27 protein-coding genes are annotated in these 22,895 nt (G+C 39.3%); 20 read left to right on the top strand and 7 right to left on the bottom strand.

Annotation, left to right across the window (positions count from 1 at the left end; genetic code table 11):
• Positions 1–232 precede the first annotated feature (232 nt).
• On the top strand, positions 233–2,521 hold the full coding sequence (locus tag RE474_RS01290; RefSeq protein ID WP_309311187.1) for a hypothetical protein: 2,289 nt from the start codon (positions 233–235) through the stop codon (positions 2,519–2,521).
• Positions 2,522–2,762: 241 nt separating this feature from the next.
• Complete coding sequence (locus RE474_RS01285) at positions 2,763–3,950, top strand: site-specific integrase (RefSeq protein ID WP_309311186.1); 1,188 nt, start codon at positions 2,763–2,765, stop codon at positions 3,948–3,950.
• A 4-nt stretch (positions 3,951–3,954) separates the two neighbouring features.
• Here the strand turns inward: RE474_RS01285 and RE474_RS01280 are convergent, their stop codons facing one another.
• Positions 3,955–4,650: a hypothetical protein gene (locus tag RE474_RS01280; RefSeq protein WP_309311185.1), complete on the bottom strand. Its 696-nt coding sequence runs from the start codon at positions 4,648–4,650 to the stop codon at positions 3,955–3,957.
• A gap of 56 nt (positions 4,651–4,706) precedes the next feature.
• Here RE474_RS01280 and RE474_RS01275 point away from each other — a divergent pair, with 56 nt between their 5' ends.
• The 6 genes from RE474_RS01275 (at position 4,707) to RE474_RS01250 (ending at position 9,232) form a co-directional block, all read left to right on the top strand.
• A complete protein-coding gene (locus RE474_RS01275) occupies positions 4,707–4,889 on the top strand; it encodes an AbrB/MazE/SpoVT family DNA-binding domain-containing protein (protein WP_309311184.1) in 183 nt (60 codons plus the stop codon).
• A gap of 15 nt (positions 4,890–4,904) precedes the next feature.
• Positions 4,905–5,069, top strand: a complete 165-nt coding sequence (locus RE474_RS01270; protein ID WP_309311183.1) for a hypothetical protein — start codon at positions 4,905–4,907, stop codon at positions 5,067–5,069.
• Entirely contained in the window at positions 5,066–5,404 is a 339-nt protein-coding gene (locus tag RE474_RS01265; protein ID WP_309311182.1) for a hypothetical protein, read from the top strand. The genes RE474_RS01270 and RE474_RS01265 overlap by 4 nt, the downstream gene beginning before the upstream one ends.
• Entirely contained in the window at positions 5,401–5,913 is a 513-nt protein-coding gene (locus RE474_RS01260) for a hypothetical protein (RefSeq protein ID WP_309311181.1), read from the top strand. Before RE474_RS01265 ends, RE474_RS01260 begins: the two co-directional genes overlap by 4 nt.
• Entirely contained in the window at positions 5,906–8,488 is a 2,583-nt protein-coding gene (locus RE474_RS01255) for a DUF3987 domain-containing protein (RefSeq protein ID WP_309311180.1), read from the top strand. The genes RE474_RS01260 and RE474_RS01255 overlap by 8 nt, the downstream gene beginning before the upstream one ends.
• A 264-nt stretch (positions 8,489–8,752) precedes the next feature.
• A complete protein-coding gene (locus tag RE474_RS01250) occupies positions 8,753–9,232 on the top strand; it encodes a hypothetical protein (protein WP_309311179.1) in 480 nt (159 codons plus the stop codon).
• Between the two features lie 301 nt (positions 9,233–9,533).
• On the opposite strand, the gene RE474_RS01245 is transcribed toward RE474_RS01250, so the two are convergent.
• From RE474_RS01245 to RE474_RS01235, 3 genes are all read right to left on the bottom strand, one after another.
• Entirely contained in the window at positions 9,534–11,210 is a 1,677-nt protein-coding gene (locus RE474_RS01245) for an ATP-dependent nuclease (protein ID WP_309311178.1), read from the bottom strand.
• The gene (locus RE474_RS01240; protein ID WP_309311177.1) at positions 11,207–12,247 is read right to left on the bottom strand and encodes a DUF262 domain-containing protein; all 1,041 of its coding nucleotides are present in this window, start codon (positions 12,245–12,247) and stop codon (positions 11,207–11,209) included. The genes RE474_RS01245 and RE474_RS01240 overlap by 4 nt, the downstream gene beginning before the upstream one ends.
• Positions 12,248–12,565: 318 nt before the next feature.
• Positions 12,566–12,724, bottom strand: coding sequence for an AbrB/MazE/SpoVT family DNA-binding domain-containing protein (locus RE474_RS01235; RefSeq protein WP_309311176.1), 159 nt, complete (start codon positions 12,722–12,724; stop codon positions 12,566–12,568).
• Positions 12,725–12,801: 77 nt separating this feature from the next.
• Between RE474_RS01235 and RE474_RS01230 the strand changes: the two genes are divergently transcribed.
• Positions 12,802–14,022 carry an aminotransferase-like domain-containing protein gene (locus RE474_RS01230; RefSeq protein ID WP_309311175.1) on the top strand — a complete coding sequence of 407 codons (1,221 nt, stop codon included), beginning with the start codon at positions 12,802–12,804 and terminating at the stop codon, positions 14,020–14,022.
• 48 nt (positions 14,023–14,070) lie between these two features.
• On the opposite strand, the gene RE474_RS01225 is transcribed toward RE474_RS01230, so the two are convergent.
• Positions 14,071–14,244 (bottom strand): ferredoxin family protein, encoded by a 174-nt coding sequence (locus RE474_RS01225; RefSeq protein ID WP_309311174.1) that lies wholly within the window; start codon positions 14,242–14,244, stop codon positions 14,071–14,073.
• A 218-nt stretch (positions 14,245–14,462) separates the two neighbouring features.
• On the opposite strand from RE474_RS01225, the gene RE474_RS01220 reads away from it, so the two are divergent.
• The 11 genes from RE474_RS01220 (at position 14,463) to ftsY (ending at position 20,817) form a co-directional block, all read left to right on the top strand.
• On the top strand, positions 14,463–14,822 hold the full coding sequence (locus RE474_RS01220) for a hypothetical protein (protein ID WP_309311173.1): 360 nt from the start codon (positions 14,463–14,465) through the stop codon (positions 14,820–14,822).
• Between the two features lie 45 nt (positions 14,823–14,867).
• Positions 14,868–16,139 (top strand): adenylosuccinate synthase, encoded by a 1,272-nt coding sequence (locus RE474_RS01215; RefSeq protein ID WP_309311172.1) that lies wholly within the window; start codon positions 14,868–14,870, stop codon positions 16,137–16,139.
• 144 nt (positions 16,140–16,283) lie between these two features.
• Positions 16,284–16,733, top strand: a complete 450-nt coding sequence (locus RE474_RS01210) for a 30S ribosomal protein S19e (RefSeq protein WP_309311171.1) — start codon at positions 16,284–16,286, stop codon at positions 16,731–16,733.
• A 69-nt stretch (positions 16,734–16,802) separates the two neighbouring features.
• On the top strand, positions 16,803–17,162 hold the full coding sequence (locus RE474_RS01205; RefSeq protein WP_309311170.1) for a DNA-binding protein: 360 nt from the start codon (positions 16,803–16,805) through the stop codon (positions 17,160–17,162).
• A 9-nt stretch (positions 17,163–17,171) separates the two neighbouring features.
• Positions 17,172–17,771, top strand: coding sequence for a DUF7411 family protein (locus RE474_RS01200; RefSeq protein WP_309311169.1), 600 nt, complete (start codon positions 17,172–17,174; stop codon positions 17,769–17,771).
• 111 nt (positions 17,772–17,882) lie between these two features.
• Complete coding sequence (locus RE474_RS01195) at positions 17,883–18,038, top strand: 50S ribosomal protein L39e (RefSeq protein ID WP_309311168.1); 156 nt, start codon at positions 17,883–17,885, stop codon at positions 18,036–18,038.
• 13 nt (positions 18,039–18,051) lie between these two features.
• Positions 18,052–18,318: a 50S ribosomal protein L31e gene (locus RE474_RS01190; RefSeq protein WP_309311167.1), complete on the top strand. Its 267-nt coding sequence runs from the start codon at positions 18,052–18,054 to the stop codon at positions 18,316–18,318.
• Between the two features lie 33 nt (positions 18,319–18,351).
• A complete protein-coding gene (locus tag RE474_RS01185; protein WP_309311166.1) occupies positions 18,352–19,008 on the top strand; it encodes a translation initiation factor IF-6 in 657 nt (218 codons plus the stop codon).
• 19 nt (positions 19,009–19,027) lie between these two features.
• Entirely contained in the window at positions 19,028–19,204 is a 177-nt protein-coding gene (rpl18a, locus tag RE474_RS01180; protein WP_154808889.1) for a 50S ribosomal protein L18Ae, read from the top strand.
• A gap of 3 nt (positions 19,205–19,207) precedes the next feature.
• Entirely contained in the window at positions 19,208–19,645 is a 438-nt protein-coding gene (pfdA, locus tag RE474_RS01175) for a prefoldin subunit alpha (protein WP_309311165.1), read from the top strand.
• Positions 19,646–19,695: 50 nt separating this feature from the next.
• Positions 19,696–20,817 (top strand): signal recognition particle-docking protein FtsY, encoded by a 1,122-nt coding sequence (ftsY, locus tag RE474_RS01170; protein ID WP_309311164.1) that lies wholly within the window; start codon positions 19,696–19,698, stop codon positions 20,815–20,817.
• Positions 20,818–20,899: 82 nt separating this feature from the next.
• On the opposite strand, the gene trpA is transcribed toward ftsY, so the two are convergent.
• Both trpA and trpB read right to left on the bottom strand, forming a co-directional pair.
• Positions 20,900–21,673, bottom strand: coding sequence for a tryptophan synthase subunit alpha (trpA, locus tag RE474_RS01165; RefSeq protein ID WP_309311163.1), 774 nt, complete (start codon positions 21,671–21,673; stop codon positions 20,900–20,902).
• The gene (gene trpB, locus RE474_RS01160; protein ID WP_309311162.1) at positions 21,670–22,881 is read right to left on the bottom strand and encodes a tryptophan synthase subunit beta; all 1,212 of its coding nucleotides are present in this window, start codon (positions 22,879–22,881) and stop codon (positions 21,670–21,672) included. Before trpB ends, trpA begins: the two co-directional genes overlap by 4 nt.
• Positions 22,882–22,895: the final 14 nt, after the last annotated feature.

The raw sequence follows: 22,895 nt of genomic DNA, 5'->3' as shown, positions 1-22,895 counted from the left end.
CGGATATTTTAAATACAACTATAACTGTATTTATATATGTAGAGATACCGTTTCGTGGGGAAGCAGGTCTAAGTGTCTTATATTGGTTTGCCGGGTAGTTACAGGTATCATGATCTGTATGTTCAAAAATCAGACCATCTCATCATGAATCCTTTATTAAATATCCAGCTCAGCAGTTTGTATTTTATTTTGTGCATTGAGCCTGTTTTCGCACATAGATAGGGTGATATGTATGGCAAGATACAAAAGAACAACAGGGGTTAAGATTGCAGCAAAGGTCGAAGGTGTAAAAAATTCGCCTGTTCCACTGAAAGCTGTAGTGTTTACAGATGATGGGAATGAAGTAAAGATACTGGCAGAGAAGAAGCTCACAACAGATAAAGTGGATGTGTCGTTAAATCTGGATGCTTCAAAGATGCCCGAAAACTCAAAAATAGCTATTGTTCCTGATGAAATGAAACAGGGAACCCAGATACTAAGGCTTGCATCATCTGAGAACGCATCGGTTGCCAGTATTAGCAAAGAAACTGTTCTCTCTCGCAATGGGATTTTGAAAGAAGATGATATTGTTTTAAAACCAGTAGACCGTGTTCTTGGATTATTGCAGCTTAAACACAAGGTCTGTGGTCGTGTCTTCAAGACTGATCCTACCACAGGTGAGCAATGTCCTGTTCCAGGAGCAACGGTTCATGTATATGATGTTGACCTGAACTTTTTCTGGTGGTATCCTTATCCAGGTCATCCATGGGGATGGATATATCCTTTCTTCCCACACCGCAGGGAAGAGATAGCCACAGTAAAAACCGATGAATGTGGTTACTTCTGTGTGAATATCCCTTATTTTGATATTGATGCGGTTCTCAGGTGGAGATTGCGCTACCGCTGCCTGTGGGAAATTCTGAGACGGCCTTCAGTAATTGAAGCAATTGATCTTGGTGTCAAACCGGATATACGTTATTATCCTGAACTGGAAAAGCTTCCTGAAATGCGGGTCAAGCCCAGACCGGAGCCCTGGCCTCCAAATGAACCTGTGATAAAAGAAACAGAATACAGGAACCTGAAATCTACTAATGAGAATGCCATTGAGACAATTTATGCGGAAATAAAGAAAGAACTCAGTTCCCATATCAATCTCAGTAGCACAAAAAGTGATTTCTTCACCAAATCCAGATTTGAAGCAGTTCGTGAAAACCTGTTCAGGAAGAATTCACTTTTCGAACCTGTAAGCCAAGACAAATCCTCTGTCCTTGACAAACCTGCGTTCCCTGGATCAATCACTCCACCATCGCTTCCGGATGATGACCTTCTGATAGAAATGCTCGGCAAGAACAAAAAAGATGTTGCATCGACCATGGCTCAGATAAGGATTTCAAAGCCAATGGTAAGACTCCTTCGATGCTGGCCGGAAATTGTGCCGGAATGGAACCTTTTCCTGGATGTTCCAGACATAGTATTCAAGGTTGAGCAGGATATCGATGGAGATGGAGTTCTGGAGACAATCTATGATGAAGGCTATTTCGATGTGAACTGGAACCTCAGCGAATCCACAACCGATGTGCAGATAGAAGCATGGCCTAATGCCATTTGTGTTCCATGCGGTCAGTCATATCAGCCATGTACAAAGGCAGGAATTGTGGGTTTCAATGACATTGCCATCGATCCGATGTACTTTGATTCCGAAGGTTATGTGAAGGGAGTTAACAGACCGAAACAGTTCATAGCATTCCCATTGCCTCATATTGTCAGACCGGATGCTGAAACCCCACTCTGTAAGACTATTCGTATCGTAGGATGTCCTGAATATGGAACGGCATCATATTATAAGGTCTTCTACAAGTATGAAGGTGGCACAGAGACGCACTTTACCGAATCATGGTATGTTTACAACATAAGTGCAGGTGCTTCGCATCATGTGAAGCCTGATTCAAACGGATTCTATGAAGTGCTTACTCCGCCAAATGATTATTTCCCATATCATACGCTGATAAACTGGAGAACTCATCGTTATCCTGATGGGAAATATGAGATTCGTATGGAACTCTATGATGCAGCCCACAACCCAATAGCTGCTGCTCTGGATACTGTAAAGGTAGTTATAGATAACAGTAAACCTTCACCTGTGGATTTCCTTAAACTGGAATACAGGGAAGCTGGAGGCGCCTGGGAAGAAGCTCCTCTCCATTGTCCAATCATCAAGAGGACTGCAGGTAGCGATATTGAACTGAAGGTACAGTATAATGTAGCTGCAAGCCATCTGAGAGATATTGGAATCAGTTTCACAGGTTGTTCGGGTTCTGTTGGAAGTGATAGTTACTGGCATCAGGCTGTTGATGACAATAATAAAGTGCTGGACTGGACTGTGACTGTTCCATCTACAGTGGATGAAGGTGGATACCGCTTCTACCTTGAAGGACGTAGCAGGGCATTCAATGCTACAGGAGGACTTGCAAGCAACTGGGAGTTCGACACTCTCAGTATATGGCGCGGTAATTCCTTGCATGTTGTGATACTTGACAAGTAAGGAATAGTAAAATCAGAATCCATATTTCAAAAGCGAAGAATGCTATTTTCTACAAGATGGCATTCTGATTATCTTTTTTTGTAAAATCCTTTCCGCTATAATATAATCAAGAATGAGCTGGTATTCTACTGATGAAAAGATTTAAAATGTATCAGGACTTGAAGCCAATTTCATGGTTACTATATTTGCTGACATAAGATAGGTTATTGTACTACATTTTACATTGTAGTAGGTGATAACTGTGTCAGACAAAACCAAACCGAATGAAGAAAAAAGGCTGTATGATAGCGAGGAAGAAAGAGTCAGGGCATCGGCAGATGGACTTTTTAAAGATTTAATTGCAAGCACAACACCCGAATCCAATGTTAAACTGTACACTCGTTACATTAATTCTTACAAAATATCCGGTTCATCTCCTTATACTATCCGAAACCATGTCACTGCATTACGCACATTCGGTCAGTTCATAATCAAGCCAGTTAATGAGCTTAACTATGAGGACATAGAAGAGATACTCATTTCAATTGAAGGACTTGATTTATCAGCCACGTCTAAAAAGGTCTATAAGGTCCGACTTAAGACGCTTTTGAAGTTTGCAAATATGGATGAGCTTGCAAAAAGCATCAAGACAGGGAATAGACGGTCACAGACAAAGCTACCAGATGATCTTCTTACAAGGGATGAAATTTCAACTTTAATTGATAATGCTCTTAATCCTAGGGATAAAGCCCTTATCTCCTTGTTATATGAGTCAGGTGCTCGATTAAGTGAAATGTTAAGCCTAAAATTAAAACACGTTGAACCACACGAAAAGGGCATGTATATCCAATTTCCACAGGGGAAGACTGGAGCACGCAGGATATTGGTTGTCTTCTCTTCAATGTACCTAAATCAATGGCTAACGACCCACCCAGAGAGGAATAACCGTGAAGCATTCTTATGGTGTCAGCTTCGACCACCACACGCACAGTTAAGCGTTTCATCATTCCGTTCTGTCCTTAAAACAGCAGGGAGGAGGGCAGGAATCAAGAAACCTGTAAATCCTCATGCTTTTAGACATGCACAAGCCACAGAGCTAGCAAGAGACTTTACAGAACAACAAATGAAACAATATCTCGGATGGGTTCCAGATTCCAATATGGCAAGCGTATATGTTCATTTATCAGGTCGTGATATGGAAGCTGCCGTACTTGCAAAGAATGGAATTGAGATAGAGAAGAGAGATACACGTTTGAAGGCTGAAGAGTGCCCCAGATGTCACAAGATGATACCACCAGATGCTATGTTCTGTGGTTTCTGTGGTTTACCATTAACGACAGATACAGTAAGCACAAACGAACAAACCATAGATGCTATACTTGAAAAATTGAAACAACACCCCGAACTGTTATTAAGTGCCTTAAGTGCGACTAAACAAAGCAATGAGTAATTCTTTACTCATTTTTTTTAACAAACAGTCTATTAATTTCTTCCATCTGTTTTTTCTGTTTTTCGGTGTGTGGCCTAAGGGCCTTCTTCCAAATACCCTTTTTGTCGGGTACAATGTGTATTTCCAAGCCATCTGTAACTATCTCATTCCATATGTTTTGTACAGTTTCGGAATCATCAATTATGGTTCCATCATCGGTAAACACATCTGTTTTTTGTAATTCTCCGGTTTCAATCATGTTTATTATAACGGCATGTACTTTTGCAAGAACAAAATCATGATACATTGCCCCCATAAATTCTGTAAAACCATCACTGGCAGCAATGGTGCACAAACAAGAATCAAGATACTTTGTAGGTGATGTGGTAACAGCCACACCAATTGTAAGATCATTATCTGGGTCGGTTATGGAGAGAACGGGAATAATTGCCTTATTTGAAGGGACTATGTTAAAAGCTCTTAATAGGTCGTCAATCTCTGGATGTTTTTCATTTAAAGAATATGTCTTGTCAGAACTTTTATTTATTAACGGGGGTTCCATTTGCCACAGTTTTTTTAGTTCTCGTGTAATTATTATATCGCTGGGGTTGCCCATCGCCTTTTTGAAATCACTAAACCTCATTGGCCCATTGTCATTAAGCAGTTCAATTATTTGCATTCCAACGGTTCTTTTTGTAAAATGATCAATAATCCCCGACATACTAACAAACATGTTGGTAGGTATATTTATAGATGCTGATTGTAATATATGTTTGTATGCCCCTAACAAGAAAGACACGGCCTATTGGTGGTAGTCTGCTTGTTTCAATTCCAAGTCAGTTTGCAGCTTCTCTTGGAATTGTTGCAGGCACCCCACTGTGTATAGAACTTGAAAAAAACAAAATTGTCATGACCCCTGACACCCGGCAAGATGTTCCAGGGGCCAGCCAGACCGAATAAACAAGAGGGTCCAGCATGGAAAACATGACACCATCGAATATAGACCCATCGTTGTATGTGTGGGCTAAGGACTTTTGCAAGGATAGAAAAGAGTCTATTGATTATTTTTTGAATTTTGGGAGTCCGATAGAGAAAGCTCTTGTAAGTAAAGTTATAGAGCTTGCGGAGGTCCAGGCATGAAACCTTTTTTTGATTGTCCCCGGTTCAAAAAGTGCAGTGTGAACAATTGTCCTTTAGACCCAGAGTATCCAGACATTTGCACAGACCCAAGAGACATAGAGGGGAAATGTACTCTCGGGAAAGTGTACAGATTAAGGATTGCAGAACGATATCATGGAGTTTTTAAGCTGGGTGGTATGACACGCCGGGAGTTTGCAGCATTGAAAGCATGGGGGAGCAAGACCCCGGAAGAACAGGCAGAATACAAAGCGAGGTTGAAAAAAATCGGGTTTGCTAGTGGCTCAGAGAATGATAAACAAAAAAGAATAGTAACACCCGGGGGGTGTTCTGAATGATTGGAGAAAATGGAGAAAAAAGTGGGTGTCACAGGGAGGAAATAGAACACCCAGACTTTGACTATAATGTAGTCATTGATGAGTACCCAAACTACATAAATCCAACCTTTGAACAAGTGATAATGCCGGATAGATCACGGCGTTATAAATTATGTGGTAGTATGGGGCCTGCGGGGTACAAAATAACCGAAGATGGAGTACATAGGCGATACGCTTCAAAGACTCGGTTTGGTTGGTATCGTATTACCTCTGCACCTGCTATCCTCTCAGCGATTAGTGAAAAAATGGATTACGACATCCATGAAAATGTACAAATAACATATATAGACGGTCCAGGAAGCGTTTATACTGTGTGGGTTGATACTGCAAGGGCATTTAGTCCACGTATAGCTAGTTTTCTTAGAAAAAGGGGAGCTATATGTACCGATAATGATGGCAGACGGTTAGCTGATTACTTCCGGGAGTGTTACCTACTCAGAATGCAGGAAGCAAGGGGATACAATGAGTAGTATTATAGCAGAAGCTGCAACGACTTACAGCAATGCAGGGATTATTACACACCCCCTTACACCGCCAAACAGCACCGGGACATCTGCCGGAAAGCGTCCAGTGAAGAAGGATTGGTCAAAGTTAAAAGAACCTATGAGTGATGCCGAGGTAACACGCTACATATTGAACCAAAGTTACAACATAGGTGCTGTTTGTGGAAAATTGTCTGATTTAATGGTGATAGATGTTGATTGGTATGTAAAAGGAATGTGGGACGACATACTAAAAGACATTGATACATCCGACTGGGTGAAGCAATTTAGAACTCCTGGTCGTTGGCATTGGATGTTTAAATTCAATCCTGACTTTGAGCTTAAGCATTCAAAGCCATTGGGAATAGATCTACTTGGTGAAGCTGGTAACGTTGTACTATCACCTTCCGTTCATGTATCAGGTGAGGTTTACCATATTGATGGTGATTTGACCAAACGGCCCGATATCCCGCCTGCTGTGATAGGCAGAATTAAAGACCTTCTTTATACATTTGAACAATTGAAAACAACTTTAAATAAGTGCAGAAGGACGTTTAAAGAGTTTTTTAACGCTGTTTTTGTTAAAGAGGACTTAGGGAAGGACAAAGAAGGTAATAAAATTCCTAATCCCTGGTATCATGATTTGACAGTTTTTCACAATATGGATGGCAGGCAGCGCACTTTACATCTATTTGCAGAACTAAAAGTTAATGGTGCTACAGATGCAGAATTATTGTTAATGTGCAAGCTTGCTTTTGGTGATTCATACAGTGAAAGATACTCAATATATGAAATCAGTCAGATAAAAGCCATTCCTGCAAAGACAAGCACTATTAAGGCGGATTCGGTTTTATCTGAGTTTTATTCAGGTGAGGAAGAGCCAGCATATGAGGAATGGGGAGAAGAAAACATAAAAACATACTCACTTGAAGAAATAAAGGAAATGGGTGCAGAGATCAACGATTTAAGATTGATAATTAACGTTGATAATGACCATTTTTTAAATGAGTATGTTAAATGGCTTTCCGGTTTGTCTGATACGTATAAGGACTATATTTTTGTGTCTGGGCTGTGGTTGTTGTCTGCATGTACACAAGGTAAGGTTAGCCTGAAATTGCAGCAAGGAACGATAAACCCTAATTTATGGTTCTTTATCTTAGGCCTGTCTAGTGTGAGCAGAAAATCAACTGCATTAGATAAAACGAAATTAGTCTATGAGTCATGTACTCAAACGAAGCTTTACAACGATGATTATTCACTAGAGGGATACCTTGAATTGCTACAGGATACACCACATTGTAATTTCATAAGAGATGAAGTTGTTGGACTGCTTCAAAAGATGCATAAAAAGTACAATGATGGTATATTTGAATGCGAATGTGCATTGTATGACTGTGCCGATTATAGAAAGACCTTAGCAAAGGAAAAAGGTAACAAAAAACGTGAGGTTGTTATCGAAAATCCTTTTATCACGAAACTATACGGAACAACGCCAGATAATTTTGCAGCAAATATGACTTTAGAAGATGTGAACACGGGGTACGGCCCCAGATTCCTGTTTTGCCACCCAAAATATAAGCGACCTAGAAAACCGTTACAATTGGCAAATGAGGAAGATCGGACAGCATTTGCGAGTATTGTTACGAGAGTTATCACAATGTGGGACCATATGAAAGGGATTGATGAATTAGAATTTGATGTGATCCCTGAAGCATTCGAGTACTATAACAAGGTAACTGAAACTATGGAAGAAACCGTATTAGATTCAGGTGACAATACTCTAAGCATGGGCTGGGCTAGAAATCAGGTTCATATTCTCAAAATTGCTATGCTACTAGAACTCGGCAAAAATGAACCGTCACATTGCATACAGTTACAAACAATGCAAGAATCATGTAGGATAGTTATTGAGTATTTCCTCCCGATGTTTGTTGAAACTGTACACAGGCTTCAGGAAGATGTCAAAAATAACCAGATCGAGAAAGTGAGAAGCGTATTACTCAAGAATGCCGGAACACTAGGGAGAAGTGACCTTTTAAAATACTCAAGACTTAAAAAACGTGAGTTTGATGAAGTCGTTGAAACCATGCTGGAATCTGGAGAAATAAAGTCAGTTGTTCAGAATGGCAGCAAAAAACAATGGTTGGTTTTGAATGACGATAAACGGACTTTTTCACAAAATTCACCAATTTCACACATTTCACATATTCACACGGAGGATAAAAAAACGTGTGAAAAAAGTGAAAACGATATCAATTGCCATGAACACACAAATTATATCTATATGTGCGGGGAGGTTTTTGATTCTTCATGTGAAAGTGTGAAAAACGTGAAAAACGTGAAATCTGTGAAAATTGAAGATTCTGTCCTGTTAAAAATTGCTCGTTTCTGCAAGGATTGGCAAAGAGTCATGAATAAATCAATAACATGTTCCGATGTTGTGCCGATTTCAATGGAATACTGCCATAAGATGAAATATGACAACATAGAAGGTGTTACAAACACAGTTAAACGCATTGCAGGAATACCAACAGAAGAAAAAGAGGCCACAGCTAGATATTGATAGCTTCAAAATAGAGGACATTATCAGTTATCTGGAATCACACGGTTATGTGATCTTAGATAAAGATAAACTTCCTGCGGGTAACGACTGAGCATAAAGGGGAGAAAAATCAATTCTCCTTCTATGTGTTTTCTGAATATTGTAAACAGTTCACAAAAACAAACCAAAAAATACTTTCACCTCGCTTACACTTTTTTTATATAGTATAGTGGTTTAATTTCTTACATGAATAATCTGTAACTTAAAACGTGGGTGTTATAATCGATGGGCTACACACAAAATTTTATTTCAGAAATATTGTTAAACTCAGTATCAGATAATTATAAAGAAGCCATAAAAGAATGGATTTTTTATGGTGAACAAACAATTTTAGAAAAAGATGAGCCACCCGCTACCTGTATTTGTGGACATGTAATAAGGGATATCAGAATAGTCCATAACAAATCCAATGACAAAACATTACAAATTGGCAATTGCTGTATTAGCAAGTTTGGAATTGATAGAAAACATTTTAACAGCTCAAAAGAAGCTTATCTATCTATGGCTTTAAACATGGTCAAATCTCCAGGATATAGAGATTATCTAAAGTATGAAACTTTGCCTCGCATTGAAGCAGGAGAAATGTTTACTTCACGGGACCTTGAGGTATTAGAAAAAGTCACTGGTCAAAAAAGTAAATTTAAGCCATATGAATTATCTGCAAAAGCAAACCCGTGTTATGAAGAATATGACTGTTATATATGATGCCCATTCATACCGAATGTCCGGTTTATATAATCAAAACCAACAACATGAGCTTTAATAACATTCTCGAAAACCCGACACGACAGACACAACTTTTGTTACCTATAATACTATGGGGAATATTTCACAAAATAAGCAGTCGTGTGGTGCAGTTTAAATAATTTTAGTTTTTATGTCAATGTCCGATTAATTCTCTCAAGAAGGAGGACAAAAAATCATCATATTGACAAAGATTAAAAACAAAAGACACAAAATGTATTTACATGCATTAGTATTAAGTCTATTTTACACAACCAGATATTCAACACATCAGTTTTCCAAAACTACTACTAAAAGAACGATAAAATTCATCTACTAATTCTGGATTATCGGATACCCATATTAATGACAATGTTTTCCATAAATAATCATTATCTACGCCTAAATCACAGGAAATCTTGGTAACCCACTCATGATGATCTTGAATCGTCTTTGCAGAGCTAAAACTGTCTTTTACTTTGTCTTCTTCAATTTCTAATTTTTCTGCAATTCGATTGTAATTCTGTTCGGCACATTTGAGAATTAGTATTTCAGGTGGTTCTGATCCTGGTAAGCTTAACAAAGGTATTTCTGAATTATTAAATACCCACATTGATGACACTATTTTCCATAAATTATCCTTATCTACGCCTAAATCACAGGAAATCTTGGTAACCCATTCATGATGATCTTGAATCGTCTTTGCAGAGCTAAAACTGTCTTTTACTTTGTCTTCTTCAATTTCTAATTTTTCTGCAATTCGATTATAATTTTGTTCGGCATATCTTATAATTAGTAATTCAGGTGGTTCTGATCCTGGTACTTTAAACGAGGATATTATTTTGGTAAACGATATATCCCCATCCAGAACACCTATTGTTCTTGAAGATATTATGGTAAGTTTTGTAGTTAAGGTTATATACTTTACAATACTCGATTCCCCACCACAAATTTTAAAAGATAATTGCTTTAACATCTGAGCATTTTTTTTAGAAATAATTGCTTTTACTAAATCCAATGCTTTTTGATCTTCCACCAATACTTCCACAACTTCATTGTCCTCTCCTAGAATATCTTTTGCGACCCATTCAGTACAATTATTAATGCAGTTAACAATTGACTCTGAATTTGTTTTTACAAGAGTGCGGGATTTTTCATCAATATATTCTATAATAGTAGGAGAATGACTCGTTAGTAGAAACTGTATCTCCTTCCTTACTGCAATTTCATATAGTATTTCTATTAACTTTTTTTGGACACCTGGATGAAGATAATTTTCCATTTCTTCTATTAAAACAATGCTGTTACTCGGTAATTTTTCAAATGACCACAAAAGTTGATTTACAAAGAATTCTCCAGATCCCATTGTGTAAGAATCATATGTAGTACCATCATTAAGTTCTATATGATAATATTCAATTTCAGGATTTTCTTCATCAATAATTTTTTGAGCAGATACAATTTGTTTTCCAATTAATTCTCTCATAATTAAAAGATTAGCAGGGTAAATTGCTATTGAGTCATATTGCTCCAGAGTATCCAAATAAATATTCATATCGACTCCAGAACTATTTTTAAAAAAGTTGTGATTTTTGGCATTAAAACTTAAATCTATTAAATGGGGTAAATTAAAGCCCATATGTTCTATTTTTTTGTTTTTTACTACTATTTTTTCATCATTTTGATTTTCAAGAATAATTTGATAATCTTCAATATTTGATAATATTCCAAATTCATCGCGTTCATTTTGAAGATTATATAAAAGTTTTAATGCATTAATTAAAGTTGATTTTCCACTTCCATTTTTTCCTGTAATAACCGTAACAGGGGAATTAAAAATAATAGATGTTTTTTTCCAATTGAATATATTTTCAATGTATACTTCTTTTAATGGATACTTCTTTTTGTTCCATTTTTGGAGGGAGTGTCTTATATTGTCATTAAACTTTGATGTAATCATACTGAACTTCCAAAATCGCCATTATCTAAATATTGCTTGTAAAAAGCATTCAATATCTTATTTCTTCCTTTAAGAGAAGAAGGATCAATCCATCCTTCACTTAATAAATTTTCAAATTCTAGATAATATGGATGTGGCATATAGTTTGCTTCGAGAATATTTTTCTGTTCAAGTCTCCATTCTTCAAAAGCTTTTAAGAAATCAGCCATTTTCATTTCATCTATTGTATGACCTTTTTTCTGTTCTCTTAAAAACCAATAATAGCTCATGAGGGTGGATTTCGTTAATTTATATTTAAAACCATCTAAGATACTTTCAAGAGAATCTAAATTTTCGATAAGATTTGCTTTTACTTCACCGGGCACAACATCTTCAAAATACATCTTTTCTAAAGCTCTTGCATCTGGTTTTGAGTCAAGACTTCCATTCTTTTCTAGAAAATATATTTTATCCAATGCATCTTGATATGCCATTCTAAGATTCGAAAATCCTAACGTTTCTTTAGAAAAAAGAGCTGGGTGATTCTGAAGTATTTCCCTCAAGAAATCTTTGGTTGGTCCATATATACAATTTCTTTTCTCTGAAGTTGAAACAGTAACCCCTAAATTAAGTCTTAAGAATAATTCAGTCGCTTCATCCATTTTAATATCTGAAACTTCTAATATACGAATCCGAGTAAAATCAAACCTAAATTTCATCTCAGTTGGAAATTCGGAGTAGTATTTTTTGTCAATTATCATTAATTCTTCAGACCCTAGAACTAAATTAGAATCGAATTTGAATTCATCCTTCATGAAACTGTATATGGCAGAAAGGCGCTGCTTTCCATCCAATACTTCGAATTTGTTTTTGCCTTCTATTCTTACCAAATGGATGGGTGGGACATGCCATTGTCTCATAATAGAATCTATTAATTTTTGCTGTTTTTGTTTATTCCAAACAATTTCTCTTTGGAAATCAGGTTGTAAATCATAGATTCCTTCTTCAATTCGATCAAAAATCTGTTTTATGTCTTGGTCTGTAGGATCTATTTTCATTTGTCTCTCCAACAGGTACATTTGATATATACTAGATTTTAATTTTTTTTACAGTTAATTATCATATTATATTTATAAGTTTTTTCTATTTTCTTTTCTACAGCCACCGCTTAACCACCAACTTAACTATTATAGTGTTATGAATGGATATAAAGAAAAGCAAGTACGAAATTAAAAATGCATATTTTGGTAATTGATTACTAATAATTTGAATTATTATGCGGCAACTGCTTCATAAACATCCTATAATATGAAAACGGATATAGAGTACTCCAAATAAAGGGAGTATCTAAAATTGTTTGTAGGCATTGGTAGCCCTTATAATTCCTCCTGCGGTATGAGTGCTATATACTCTTCCCCTTTAGCACTAATCCTACGAAGTTTAATATCCTGTCCCTTTTTCCATCCTTCAAGCTCAACGATCTCTTTGGGTATGGTTAAAATATATTGACTGCCATTTTGCTGTAACTTTGGCATGATTATATCACCATGCTAAAATTAATATTTATTTTAATATTAACCTTAGTATTAACAACTATCAACCAGATGGTACAATGGCAACAGATGAAAATACTTTGATAGAGAAACCAGTACAATTTTATAGATTTGCTGACAGGATGGAGAACAGCAAAAAGTCCTTCATCAGGGAGATCTTGAAAGTCACACAGCAGCCGGAGATCATATCGTTCGCCGGAGGACTGCCAAACCCTGCATTATTCCCGGCAGAGGAACTTGCAGCAGCGGCTGCGAAGGTCATGTCAGAGGATGCTGCGAATGTCCTGCAATATAGTACTACAGAGGGCTATTTGCCTTTACGTGAATTCATTGCACAGAGATATCTTGAAAAAAGCGGACTTAAGATAGATCCTTCTGAGATCCTGATAACAAACGGTTCACAGCAGAGTCTGGATCTCATTGGCAAGGTTTTCCTTAACAAAGGGGACAGGGTTGTCATAGAGAGTCCTGGTTATCTCGGTGCTATACAGTCTTTCTCAATATTCGAACCGGAGTTCAGGGAAGTTCCACTTCTGGATGATGGAATAGATATTGATGCTCTTGATAAAACTCTGGAAGAAAGTGATGCAAAGCTTTTCTACACGGTTCCCACATTCCAGAATCCTTCAGGTGTTACCTACTCACAAGAAAAAAGGGAGGCAACTGCCAAAGTTCTTGATAAACACGGGGTTGTCTGTGTTGAGGACAATGCCTACGGTGAACTGAGGTTTGCAGGTGAGGATGTACCTACTATCAGGAATTATCTGGAAAACACAATTCTGATGGGATCCTTTTCAAAAATAATTGCTCCGGGACTGCGGCTTGGGTGGATATGCGCAAAGAATGATATAATGGAAAAACTCCTTGTTGTTAAGCAGGCGGCTGATCTTCATTCTAATTACCTGTCCCAGAGGATTATCTCCCAGTATCTTATGGACAATGACGTTGACGGGCATATCTCAAAGATCAAAACGGCATACGGTTCAAGGCGTGACCATATGGTTGACATGATGTCCAGATATTTCCCGGAAGGCATCAGCTATACAAAACCTGAAGGCGGTATGTTTGTCTGGGTAACATTGCCGGAAGGCGTTTCTTCTATGGACTTGTTTGACCTGGCAATAAAAGAGAATGTTGCCTTTGTTCCGGGTAGTCCGTTCTATACTATTGAAGGAGCAGGTTCTAACACGCTGAGATTGAACTATTCTAATTCTGATCCTGATGACATTGAAGAGGGAATCAAAAGACTTGCAGCTTGTATGGAGAAACTTAGCTGTTAAAAAACAGAGTAAAACAGTAATTCATTTCAGGATAAAAAGAAAAAAGCATCACTCTAATGTGATTGCTTCCACTGGACAGATGTCAACGCAGTCACCACAATCGACACATTCGTTTGGATCAACAACTGCAACATCATCGTTCATTGAAATAGCTTCTACCGGGCAGGAATTTACACACTGCTCGCATCCTGTACATGTATTCTTATCAACTATAGCTGGCATTTTATTTTCACTCCCTTAGTATCATTTGACGATACTTATAATACTACACTTTCAATCTGGAATAATGAAATAAATATCTATCGTGGTAAAGGAAATCATTTATTGTTTCAATGGCAATATATCACGGCTTTATTTTTTAACTACATTAATTCATAAAATAATAATGATTCAGATTTTAAACAAAAAGTAATTATATTTTTTAAATATAATTAATTAACATGCTACGACACAAAGAAAAAACCAAGACAAATCTCTATGGCATAAAAGGAATGCATAATGTTCACTCATGGCAGGGACTTGCTATTCATTTCAAGAACAGTTCCCGCGTGATGAAATGTGATGCATATGACACCTGCCAGTCAGATAAAAGGTCTCGAGCTTGTTTTTATTCTATCAAGAGATCAGATGCCATATATATGCTTCAATCGGAGTTCAATGTCAGTATCACTGTGTCTGAAAAATTACTGGATACTCTTTTAGACATGGGTGTCACTAAGGCATTAAGGTGTCGTAAGGTTGATTCCTCTGGGTTCTGTGATGAAGGCTGCCGTATGCTTGCGTTTGAGGAAGATATCTGAAAGCCAATCAAAACTTTATTAAGCCAACAGAGTAATCCTGCACCCATGTTTACTATTATTACTGGTGCTCAATTTGGCGATGAAGGTAAAGGCAAGATAGTTGACCTTATTTCCGGTGATTATGATCTGGTTGTTCGTTTCCAGGGCGGAAACAATGCTGGACATACCGTTAAAGTAGGTGAGGATGTATACAAACTCCACCTTATCCCCTCTGGTTTTCTTTTAGATTCAAGGGTATTGATTGGTCCAGGTACTGTTGTGAACCCCGAAGTACTGGCAGAAGAACTTGATATGCTTGCAGATGGTGGCATAAAATTAGATGCAACCAGGGTTGGTGTAGATGCCAAAGCCAGTATTATAATGCCATATCATGTTGAACTTGATGGTCTGAGGGAATCCCAAAGGACCGAGAAGATTGGTACTACAAAACGTGGTATTGGTTTTGCCTACATTGATAAGGTTGCCAGGGACGAGGTCCGCATGGGTGACCTTGTTGATAAGGAAAAATTCCTCAAGAGACTTGAAGATCTTGCTGCATCAAAGGAAGCAGCTATTAAAGAGCTTGGTGGCGATCCTTCTATAGTTATGGATCACGAACTTATTGATAAGTATGTAAAACTTGGTGAGCGCTTTGCTTCCTATGTAACTGATGTCTCTTATGAGGTTAACAAGGCACTTGATGAGGGTAAGAATGTACTTGCTGAAGGTGCACAGGGAACTCATCTTGATGTAATTCACGGAACCCAGAAATTCGTAACCTCTTCCTGTACAATTGCAGGTTCTGCATGTGCTAATATTGGTGTTGGTCCTACAAGGGTTGATGAGGTACTGGCCATTGTAAAAGCATATATTACCAGAGTTGGCGAAGGGCCATTACCAACAGAGCTTTTAGATGATATCGGTAAGCAGATTCAGGAAGTAGGTGGCGAGTATGGTACTACCACAGGAAGATCAAGAAGATGTGGATGGTTCGACCTTCCTTTACTTAAAAAAGCAATATATCTTAATGGTTACACATCCATTGCACTTACTAAACTTGATGTTTTATCCAATCTTGATCCTATAAGAGTTTGTGTTGCTTATGAACTGGACGGAAAGACAATTGACTATCCGCCAGAGGATACTTCCGAACTTGCAAGATGCAAACCTGTATATGAAGACCTTCCTGGCTGGGATAATGACCTTACAGGTGTGAAGGAGTTCAGTGATCTTCCAAAGGCAGCTCAGGACTATGTAATTTATCTTGAAGATAAGATGGGTGTAAATATAGATATTGTTTCTGTAGGTCCTGCAAGAGAGCAAACCTTCAGAAAGTAGTCCTGATAGGCAAAACTGCCGAAAAACGTATATACTACTCAATAGTTTAAACATCACAAATCCAGCTGAACTAATCACCTGATGCAATTGAGTCCTGCAGATGGTGGGTATCTTAACAGATATTATAATTCAGGAGAATAATTAATGACAACTGTATATGACGTTCCTGCAGCCGAGTTTATAGCAAAGGTAGCAGAAAAGTTGAAAGAGAATGATAAAGTAAATCCACCTGAGTGGGCAACATATGTAAAAACAGGTGTGCACAAGGAACTTCCACCAATCGACACTGAATGGTGGTACACAAGATGTGCAGCAGTACTTAGAACTGTATACACCCAGGGCCCAATCGGTGTTGAGAGAATGAGATCTGTCTACGGAGGAAAGAAGGACAGAGGCGTTGCTCCTGGCAAAAAGGCAAAGGGCAGCGGTGCAATTGCAAGAACTGCACTTCAGCAGCTTGAGGAAGCAGGTTTTGTACGCTCTCTCAAGAGTGGTCGTGTGGTATCCCCACAGGGACAGTCCATGCTTGACAATGTTGCATACGAGGTAAAACAGGGCCTTCTGGAAACAATTCCAGGTCTTGCTAAATACTGAATGCATCTTCCAGTTCGATAACTCCTATAAGGAAACACTGCTTACATCTTATAAGCAAAGGTGACTTTCATGACGGATGACCTTGAAGAGATAAGAAGAAAAAGACTTGCACAGATCCAGCAGCAACAGGCAGCTCAACAGCAGATGGGCGGTGCCGATATGCAGGCAGCAATGCAGCAGGAGCAGATGCAGGCTGAGATGGAAGCAAAGAAGCAGGCTCTGATGCGTCAGATCCTGACTCCGGAAGCACGTGAGAGGCTGACAAATCTGCGTATGTCCCGCAAGGAACTTGTAGAGCAGCTTGAAAATCAGTTGATCATGCTTGCACAGAGTGGCAGGCTTCAAACTATGATCGACGATGAGAAACTCAAACAGCTTCTGGTTCAGATGCAGCCCAAAAAGAGGGAAACCACTATTAAGCGTATGTGAGCGCCCTTCATGCAAGTATCGGTAATGTTCAGTGGTGGAAAAGACAGTTCTCTGTCTGCAATACTGCTGGAGCCTTTCTTTGAGGTTGAACTTGTAACATGCAGTTTTTCACTGCTTCCTGTTGGGGAAGTAGCTGCTGAAACTGCAGAGAGGCTTGGTTTTCCGCACAGGATCATCAATCCCGATGTTTCAATTCTTGAAAAGGCATACGATATGATAATGGAGGATGGCTTTCCTAAGAACGCTATCAATTTCATTCACAAAAGCTTCATTGAGCATCTAGCGGCCGATTCGAATGTCACATTCATTGCTGACGGGATTCGCCGTGATGACCGTGTTCCAATGCTTGAAATGTCACAGATAAGAAGCATTGAGGATCGGTTTGGTGTTCATTATATGTGTCCTTTGAAAGGATACGGGCGTGCTGCCGTGAACGAACTTGTAAATAAGCATCTGGTCATCGAGGAAGGTCTGAGTGAGGATGTACTAAAAGCTGATTATGAAACTGAGCTCAGGGAAATGATAGCTCGGAATCATGGTCCAGATAAGATTAAAGAGATATTCCCCACTCATGTACAATCACATGTTATCGAACGCAAAAGAGCGTGAAGGAATGAAACAGCGAACGGAACAACATGATTAAAGATTTATACAATAATTATGTTATAAGTTCAAAATTCAATCGATACTTTAATACAAATCATAGCATAGGTGAGACAAGTGAGCCACAATACTAAAGGACAGAAGACAAGGTTGGCAAAAGCACACAGGCAGAACCACAGGGTTCCTACCTGGGTCATCATTAAGACCGAACGTAAGGTCGTAAGCCATCCAAAGAGAAGACACTGGAGAAGAAGCAGTCTCGATGTGAAATAAGTAGGTGATGATAATGGCAGAAGATATAGTAAAAGAGCAGATCTATACGATTCCTCTCCGTGAAATTAAGTCAATTCCACGCTGGAAAAGGGCCAAGAAGACTATGGTAGTTATCAGGGAATACCTTACAAAGCACATGAAGGTAGAACCTGATATGGTCAAGTTAGACAAGACCATCAATGAGAAAGTATGGGAACGCGGCTGTGAGAAGCCACCACTTTCCATCCGTGTAAGAGCTGCAAAGTTCGAGGATGGCGAAGTTCAGGCGGAACTCGCATAAATGTTTCCGGGTATCATTCCAGTTTAACATAAAATGATACGAACTATAACTATACAGGAAAGCCCCATAATAGGGGCTTTTGCAACATGCACCGAAGATGTAGTGCTTGTACCTCTGGGTACTCCTGAGTCTGTCCGTGAAAAGATAGGCCGGTTCTTGCAGGCAAATGTAGTGGAAACCCTTATCAATGGAAGTACTATTGTGGGTTCACTTTGTCGGGGAAATTCCAACGCAGTGCTTGTTCCAATGGATTCCAATGTAAGAGGCAAAGACCAGATTGATGTTCCGGTAGTTGAATTTCCCAGTAAGCTGAATGCTGTGGGTAATGTTGTGCTTGCAAATGATTCTGCAGCACTTGTTCATCCGGAACTTAGTGATAAGTCGTTGGAAACTATTGAGAAAGCTCTCAAGGTAGAAGTTAAAAGAGGCACTATAGGTGGTGCTAAAACCGTAGGGATGGCCGGAGTTGCAACCAATAAAGGTTTGCTTGTAAATCCTCGGGCAACAAGTACTGAACTTGAAGTGCTTGAGGAATTATTTGGTCTTCCTGTGGATATTGGAACATCAAACTATGGAACTCAAATGGTAGGTTCCGGCTTGATAGCCAATTCCAAAGGTTATGTTGCAGGTTCGCAGACCACAGGTCATGAACTGGGAAGAATAGAAGATGCCCTGGGCTTATTAGAATAATGGTTTTTAGGTGATTTAAATGAAGACATTTCAGGTCAAAGGCACATTCAAGGCCGGAATAGCATGGGAAAAGTTCACAAAGGTCATTGAGAGCCAGAACGAGAAGAATGCAGAAGATAAAGTGTATTCTCTCTTTGGCAGTAAACATGGTCTTAAAAGGAACTTAATAAAGATCGAAAGTATAACTGAGGCATGATCCATGGCAGATATGAATGGACAGGATCCAAGGGTTCTTGCAAACCAGCACCGCGAGTTTCAGAAACGTGCGGAAATGGTGCAGCAACAGATGAGCATGGTCCAGATATCACTGGAAGATTGTAACAGAGCAATAAACGCAATTGATGAGCTCAACAATGTTTCAGCTGGTTCTGAAATAATGTTTCCGATAGGTTCCGGTTCATTTGTATATGCCAATATCAGTCACACTGACAAAGCAGTGGTTGATATCGGTGCAGGGTTAACTGTTGAAAGGCCTCTTCCTGAAGCAAAGGAGATTCTCCAGCGCCGCAGGGAAAAACTTACAACAGCTCTCGAAAATATGAATAAGACCCTTGCCCAGTTAGCCCAGCAGATGCAGGCTATTGAATCATTCCTTACAAGACTCCAGCAGTCTCAAGGAAACCCAGGTTCCCAGTGAACCTTTTTTCTATTTTTTTCTATTTTTAACAAACTTGCGAGTTGTATCACGTGTTCAATAAACTCAAGGCAAAACTCAGTGGATTCAAGGATAAGATTGGCAGCAAAATAGATGAAAAAGCTGTTGCAATCGAACCAGTAGAGGAAATTGTGGAGTCTTCAGAAGAATTGGGATCTCCTGTCGTAGTTTCCCCTTCTTCACAGGAAGAATTAAGAGAAAAACCCGAACTTTCCGCTGAAGAAACTAAACCAGTTCCAGAAGAGGAAGGCAAAACTGCTAAGAAATTTGGTTTTGCACAAAAAGCTAAAGCTCTTGTTTTTGAAAGGGAATTTATTCTGGATGAAGATGATCTTGAAGAACCTCTTTGGGATCTGGAAATGGCTCTTCTTGAGAGTGATATCGCACTTTCAGTTTCAGAAGCAATTGTAAGCTCAGTAAAGAGTCAGCTGGTTGGAACCAGAAGACGCATTGGTAGCAACACTGGCAACATTGTTGAAGATGCCCTTAAAAATGCGATCTATGATGTGATGAGTGCCAATGTATTTGACCTTGATGAATATGTGAAGAATGCTAAAAAGCCGGTACACATTGTTTTTATTGGTATAAACGGAACTGGAAAGACCACCTCCATTGCCAAGCTTTCCAAACGTTTTAAGGATCAGGGAATGTCAGTTGTAGTTGCTGCAGGTGACACATTCAGGGCCGGTGCAATTGACCAGCTTGCCATCCATGCCAACAAGATCGGAGTAAAGATAATCAAACATCAGGAGCAGGGCGACCCGGCTGCTGTTATTTATGATGCAATGCAGCATGCTAAGGCACATAATGTGGATGTTGTATTATCTGACACCGCTGGCAGGATGCATACCAATATTAACCTCATGGAGCAGCTTAAGAAAGTCTGCCGTGTAGCCCCACCAGACCTCATAATCTTTGTGGATGAGGCAGTTGCAGGTAACGATGCTGTGGAAAGGGCAGCACAATTTAATGATGCAGTTCCTATAAGCGGTTCAATCCTGACAAAAACAGATGCTGATTCCAAGGGTGGTGCAGCAATTTCCATTGCATACATCACAGGAAAACCAATTTTGTTCCTTGGAATGGGACAGGGATATGACGACCTTCGCAAATTCGATCCGCAGTGGTTCGTGGATCAGCTTTTTGCAGAGTGATCTGCATTCCTCAATTTGTTTTTTAAAAACTGTTTTATTAGAATTTGATTTAAAATCATAAAATTAAAAAGCTGGCAGATAATCATCTGCAGCTTATCTTTAATTCTGATGCAAGTTTCTCCACTCTTTCATTTACATTCTCACCTGAAGCGATTATGCTGACAAAAGCAGAACCTACAATAACCGCATCAGCACCTGCTTTGATAACTTCCGCAGCCTGCTGCCCGTTGGAGATTCCAAAACCAACTGCTTTTGGAACTTCTGTATCAATGCGTGCAAGGATGTTCTTTGTTGATTCTGCTACATCGACTCTTTCTCCGGTGACTCCAAGTCTTGAAACAATATAGACAAAACCGGATGTTTTTTCCAGATTCTTTTCCATTCTCTTTCCTGTAGTTACCGGTGTGATAAGGAATATCAGGTCAACACCATTATTCTTACATGCAACATGTAGTTCATCTGCTTCTTCTGCCGGAAGGTCAGGTACGATAATTCCGGTAATACCTGCTTCAGCACAATCTTTAGCAAATTTCTCATTCCCTCTCTTATATATTAGATTATAATATGTCATGCAGACCAGAGGAACATTTTCCTTGATGGATGCTGCCATCTCAAAATAAATGTCCGGGTTCATGCCAGCTTCAAGTGCCCTGGTTGATGCAGCCTGTATGGTAGGTCCGTCTGCAACCGGATCTGAGAATGGAAGTCCAAGTTCAACAATATCTGCCCCGCCTTTTACAAGTGCATGAACTATCTCTTTTGTAGCTTCGGCTGAAGGATCGCCTGCACAGACATAGGCAATAAGAGCCTTTTCATTCTTTTCTTTAAGTTCTGCAAATTTATCTGCGATTCTCACTGGCAAGCCTCCTTTGCCTTTTCTTCCTTTAATTTAAACACTGTTTCAAGGTCCTTATCTCCTCTTCCGGAAAGGTTAATAACAACAAGATCACCAAGTTTCTCAAGTTCCCCATTCTTTGCCATCTTCATAACATAAGCAACAGCATGTGATGATTCCAGTGCGGGAATAATTCCTTCAAGACGGCTGAGCTCATAGAATGCTTCCAGTGCCTCGTCATCACTGACAGTACACGGATTTATCCTGCCAATATCCGCGAGGTATGCAAGTTCAGGCCCGACTCCTGAATAATCAAGTCCTGCTGATATAGAACTGGATTCAAGTATCTGTCCGTACTTGTCCTGAAGTATGAGTGTGTGTGCACCCTGGAGGATGCCTTCCTCACCAACACAAAGTGATGCAGAATGCAGCGCTTCCTTTTCAGTGGTCTTTAATTCCTTTCCACCTGCTTCAACCGGGAAGAGTTTAACTTCCTTGTCTTCAATGAATGGATAGAAAATACCCATCGCATTACTTCCACCGCCAGCACAGGCAACAATGGAATCCGGGTACCTGCCCTCTTTCTCCATGATCTGCTCTTTGACTTCCTTTCCAATAACACTCTGGAAATCACGCACGATCATAGGATATGGGTGAGGTCCTACAACTGAACCGATAAGGTAGTGAGTATTCTCAACATTGGTAACCCAGTCCCTGAGGGCTTCATTGATTGCATCCTTTAGTGTCTTTGAACCGGATTCAACAGCATTTACTTTGGAACCCATAAGCTCCATTCTGTAAACATTCATGTGCTGGCGGATAACATCTTTTGCACCCATATAAACCTCAGATTCAAATCCCATATTTGCAGCTGCCATTGCAGTTGCGGTTCCATGCTGTCCTGCCCCTGTTTCAGCAATAAGACGTTTCTTGCCCATATACTTGGCCAGAAGTGCCTGTCCAAGAGTATTGTTCAATTTATGGGCACCACCATGAACAAGGTCCTCGCGTTTCAGGTAGATCTTAATTCCGTATTTCTTACTGAGATTTTTGGCAAAATAAAGAGGAGTTTCCCTGCCTGCAAACTCTTTCATATAGAAATCCAGTTCTTTCAGGAACTCAGGATCATCCTTGTAACGTTCATAGGCTTCTTCAAGCTCTGTAAGTGCCGGCATGAGCACTTCGGGAACGAACTGCCCTCCGAATTTACCATACATTGATTTTTTCATTATCATTCTCCGTA

The organism is Methanolobus sediminis (assembly GCF_031312595.1).
In the GTDB taxonomy this organism is placed as follows: domain Archaea; phylum Halobacteriota; class Methanosarcinia; order Methanosarcinales; family Methanosarcinaceae; genus Methanolobus; species Methanolobus sediminis.
Note: the sequence above shows the minus strand (reverse complement) of the source record. Positions and strands in the feature narration are given on the sequence as shown.

Coding starts and splice junctions, on each gene's coding strand:
- RE474_RS01235 (WP_309311176.1), bottom strand. CDS start 12,724: ATGCCAAAGTTACAGCAAAATGGCAGTCAATATATTTTAACCATACCC.
- RE474_RS01265 (WP_309311182.1), top strand. CDS start 5,066: ATGAAACCTTTTTTTGATTGTCCCCGGTTCAAAAAGTGCAGTGTGAAC.
- RE474_RS01215 (WP_309311172.1), top strand. CDS start 14,868: ATGTTTACTATTATTACTGGTGCTCAATTTGGCGATGAAGGTAAAGGC.
- RE474_RS01270 (WP_309311183.1), top strand. CDS start 4,905: ATGGAAAACATGACACCATCGAATATAGACCCATCGTTGTATGTGTGG.
- RE474_RS01230 (WP_309311175.1), top strand. CDS start 12,802: ATGGCAACAGATGAAAATACTTTGATAGAGAAACCAGTACAATTTTAT.
- trpB (WP_309311162.1), bottom strand. CDS start 22,881: ATGAAAAAATCAATGTATGGTAAATTCGGAGGGCAGTTCGTTCCCGAA.
- RE474_RS01245 (WP_309311178.1), bottom strand. CDS start 11,210: ATGATTACATCAAAGTTTAATGACAATATAAGACACTCCCTCCAAAAA.
- RE474_RS01200 (WP_309311169.1), top strand. CDS start 17,172: ATGCAAGTATCGGTAATGTTCAGTGGTGGAAAAGACAGTTCTCTGTCT.
- RE474_RS01240 (WP_309311177.1), bottom strand. CDS start 12,247: ATGAAAATAGATCCTACAGACCAAGACATAAAACAGATTTTTGATCGA.
- RE474_RS01260 (WP_309311181.1), top strand. CDS start 5,401: ATGATTGGAGAAAATGGAGAAAAAAGTGGGTGTCACAGGGAGGAAATA.
- RE474_RS01225 (WP_309311174.1), bottom strand. CDS start 14,244: ATGCCAGCTATAGTTGATAAGAATACATGTACAGGATGCGAGCAGTGT.
- RE474_RS01220 (WP_309311173.1), top strand. CDS start 14,463: ATGCTACGACACAAAGAAAAAACCAAGACAAATCTCTATGGCATAAAA.
- RE474_RS01205 (WP_309311170.1), top strand. CDS start 16,803: ATGACGGATGACCTTGAAGAGATAAGAAGAAAAAGACTTGCACAGATC.
- RE474_RS01280 (WP_309311185.1), bottom strand. CDS start 4,650: ATGTCGGGGATTATTGATCATTTTACAAAAAGAACCGTTGGAATGCAA.
- pfdA (WP_309311165.1), top strand. CDS start 19,208: ATGGCAGATATGAATGGACAGGATCCAAGGGTTCTTGCAAACCAGCAC.
- RE474_RS01210 (WP_309311171.1), top strand. CDS start 16,284: ATGACAACTGTATATGACGTTCCTGCAGCCGAGTTTATAGCAAAGGTA.
- RE474_RS01275 (WP_309311184.1), top strand. CDS start 4,707: ATGCCCCTAACAAGAAAGACACGGCCTATTGGTGGTAGTCTGCTTGTT.
- rpl18a (WP_154808889.1), top strand. CDS start 19,028: ATGAAGACATTTCAGGTCAAAGGCACATTCAAGGCCGGAATAGCATGG.
- RE474_RS01250 (WP_309311179.1), top strand. CDS start 8,753: ATGGGCTACACACAAAATTTTATTTCAGAAATATTGTTAAACTCAGTA.
- RE474_RS01185 (WP_309311166.1), top strand. CDS start 18,352: ATGATACGAACTATAACTATACAGGAAAGCCCCATAATAGGGGCTTTT.
- RE474_RS01290 (WP_309311187.1), top strand. CDS start 233: ATGGCAAGATACAAAAGAACAACAGGGGTTAAGATTGCAGCAAAGGTC.
- RE474_RS01190 (WP_309311167.1), top strand. CDS start 18,052: ATGGCAGAAGATATAGTAAAAGAGCAGATCTATACGATTCCTCTCCGT.
- RE474_RS01255 (WP_309311180.1), top strand. CDS start 5,906: ATGAGTAGTATTATAGCAGAAGCTGCAACGACTTACAGCAATGCAGGG.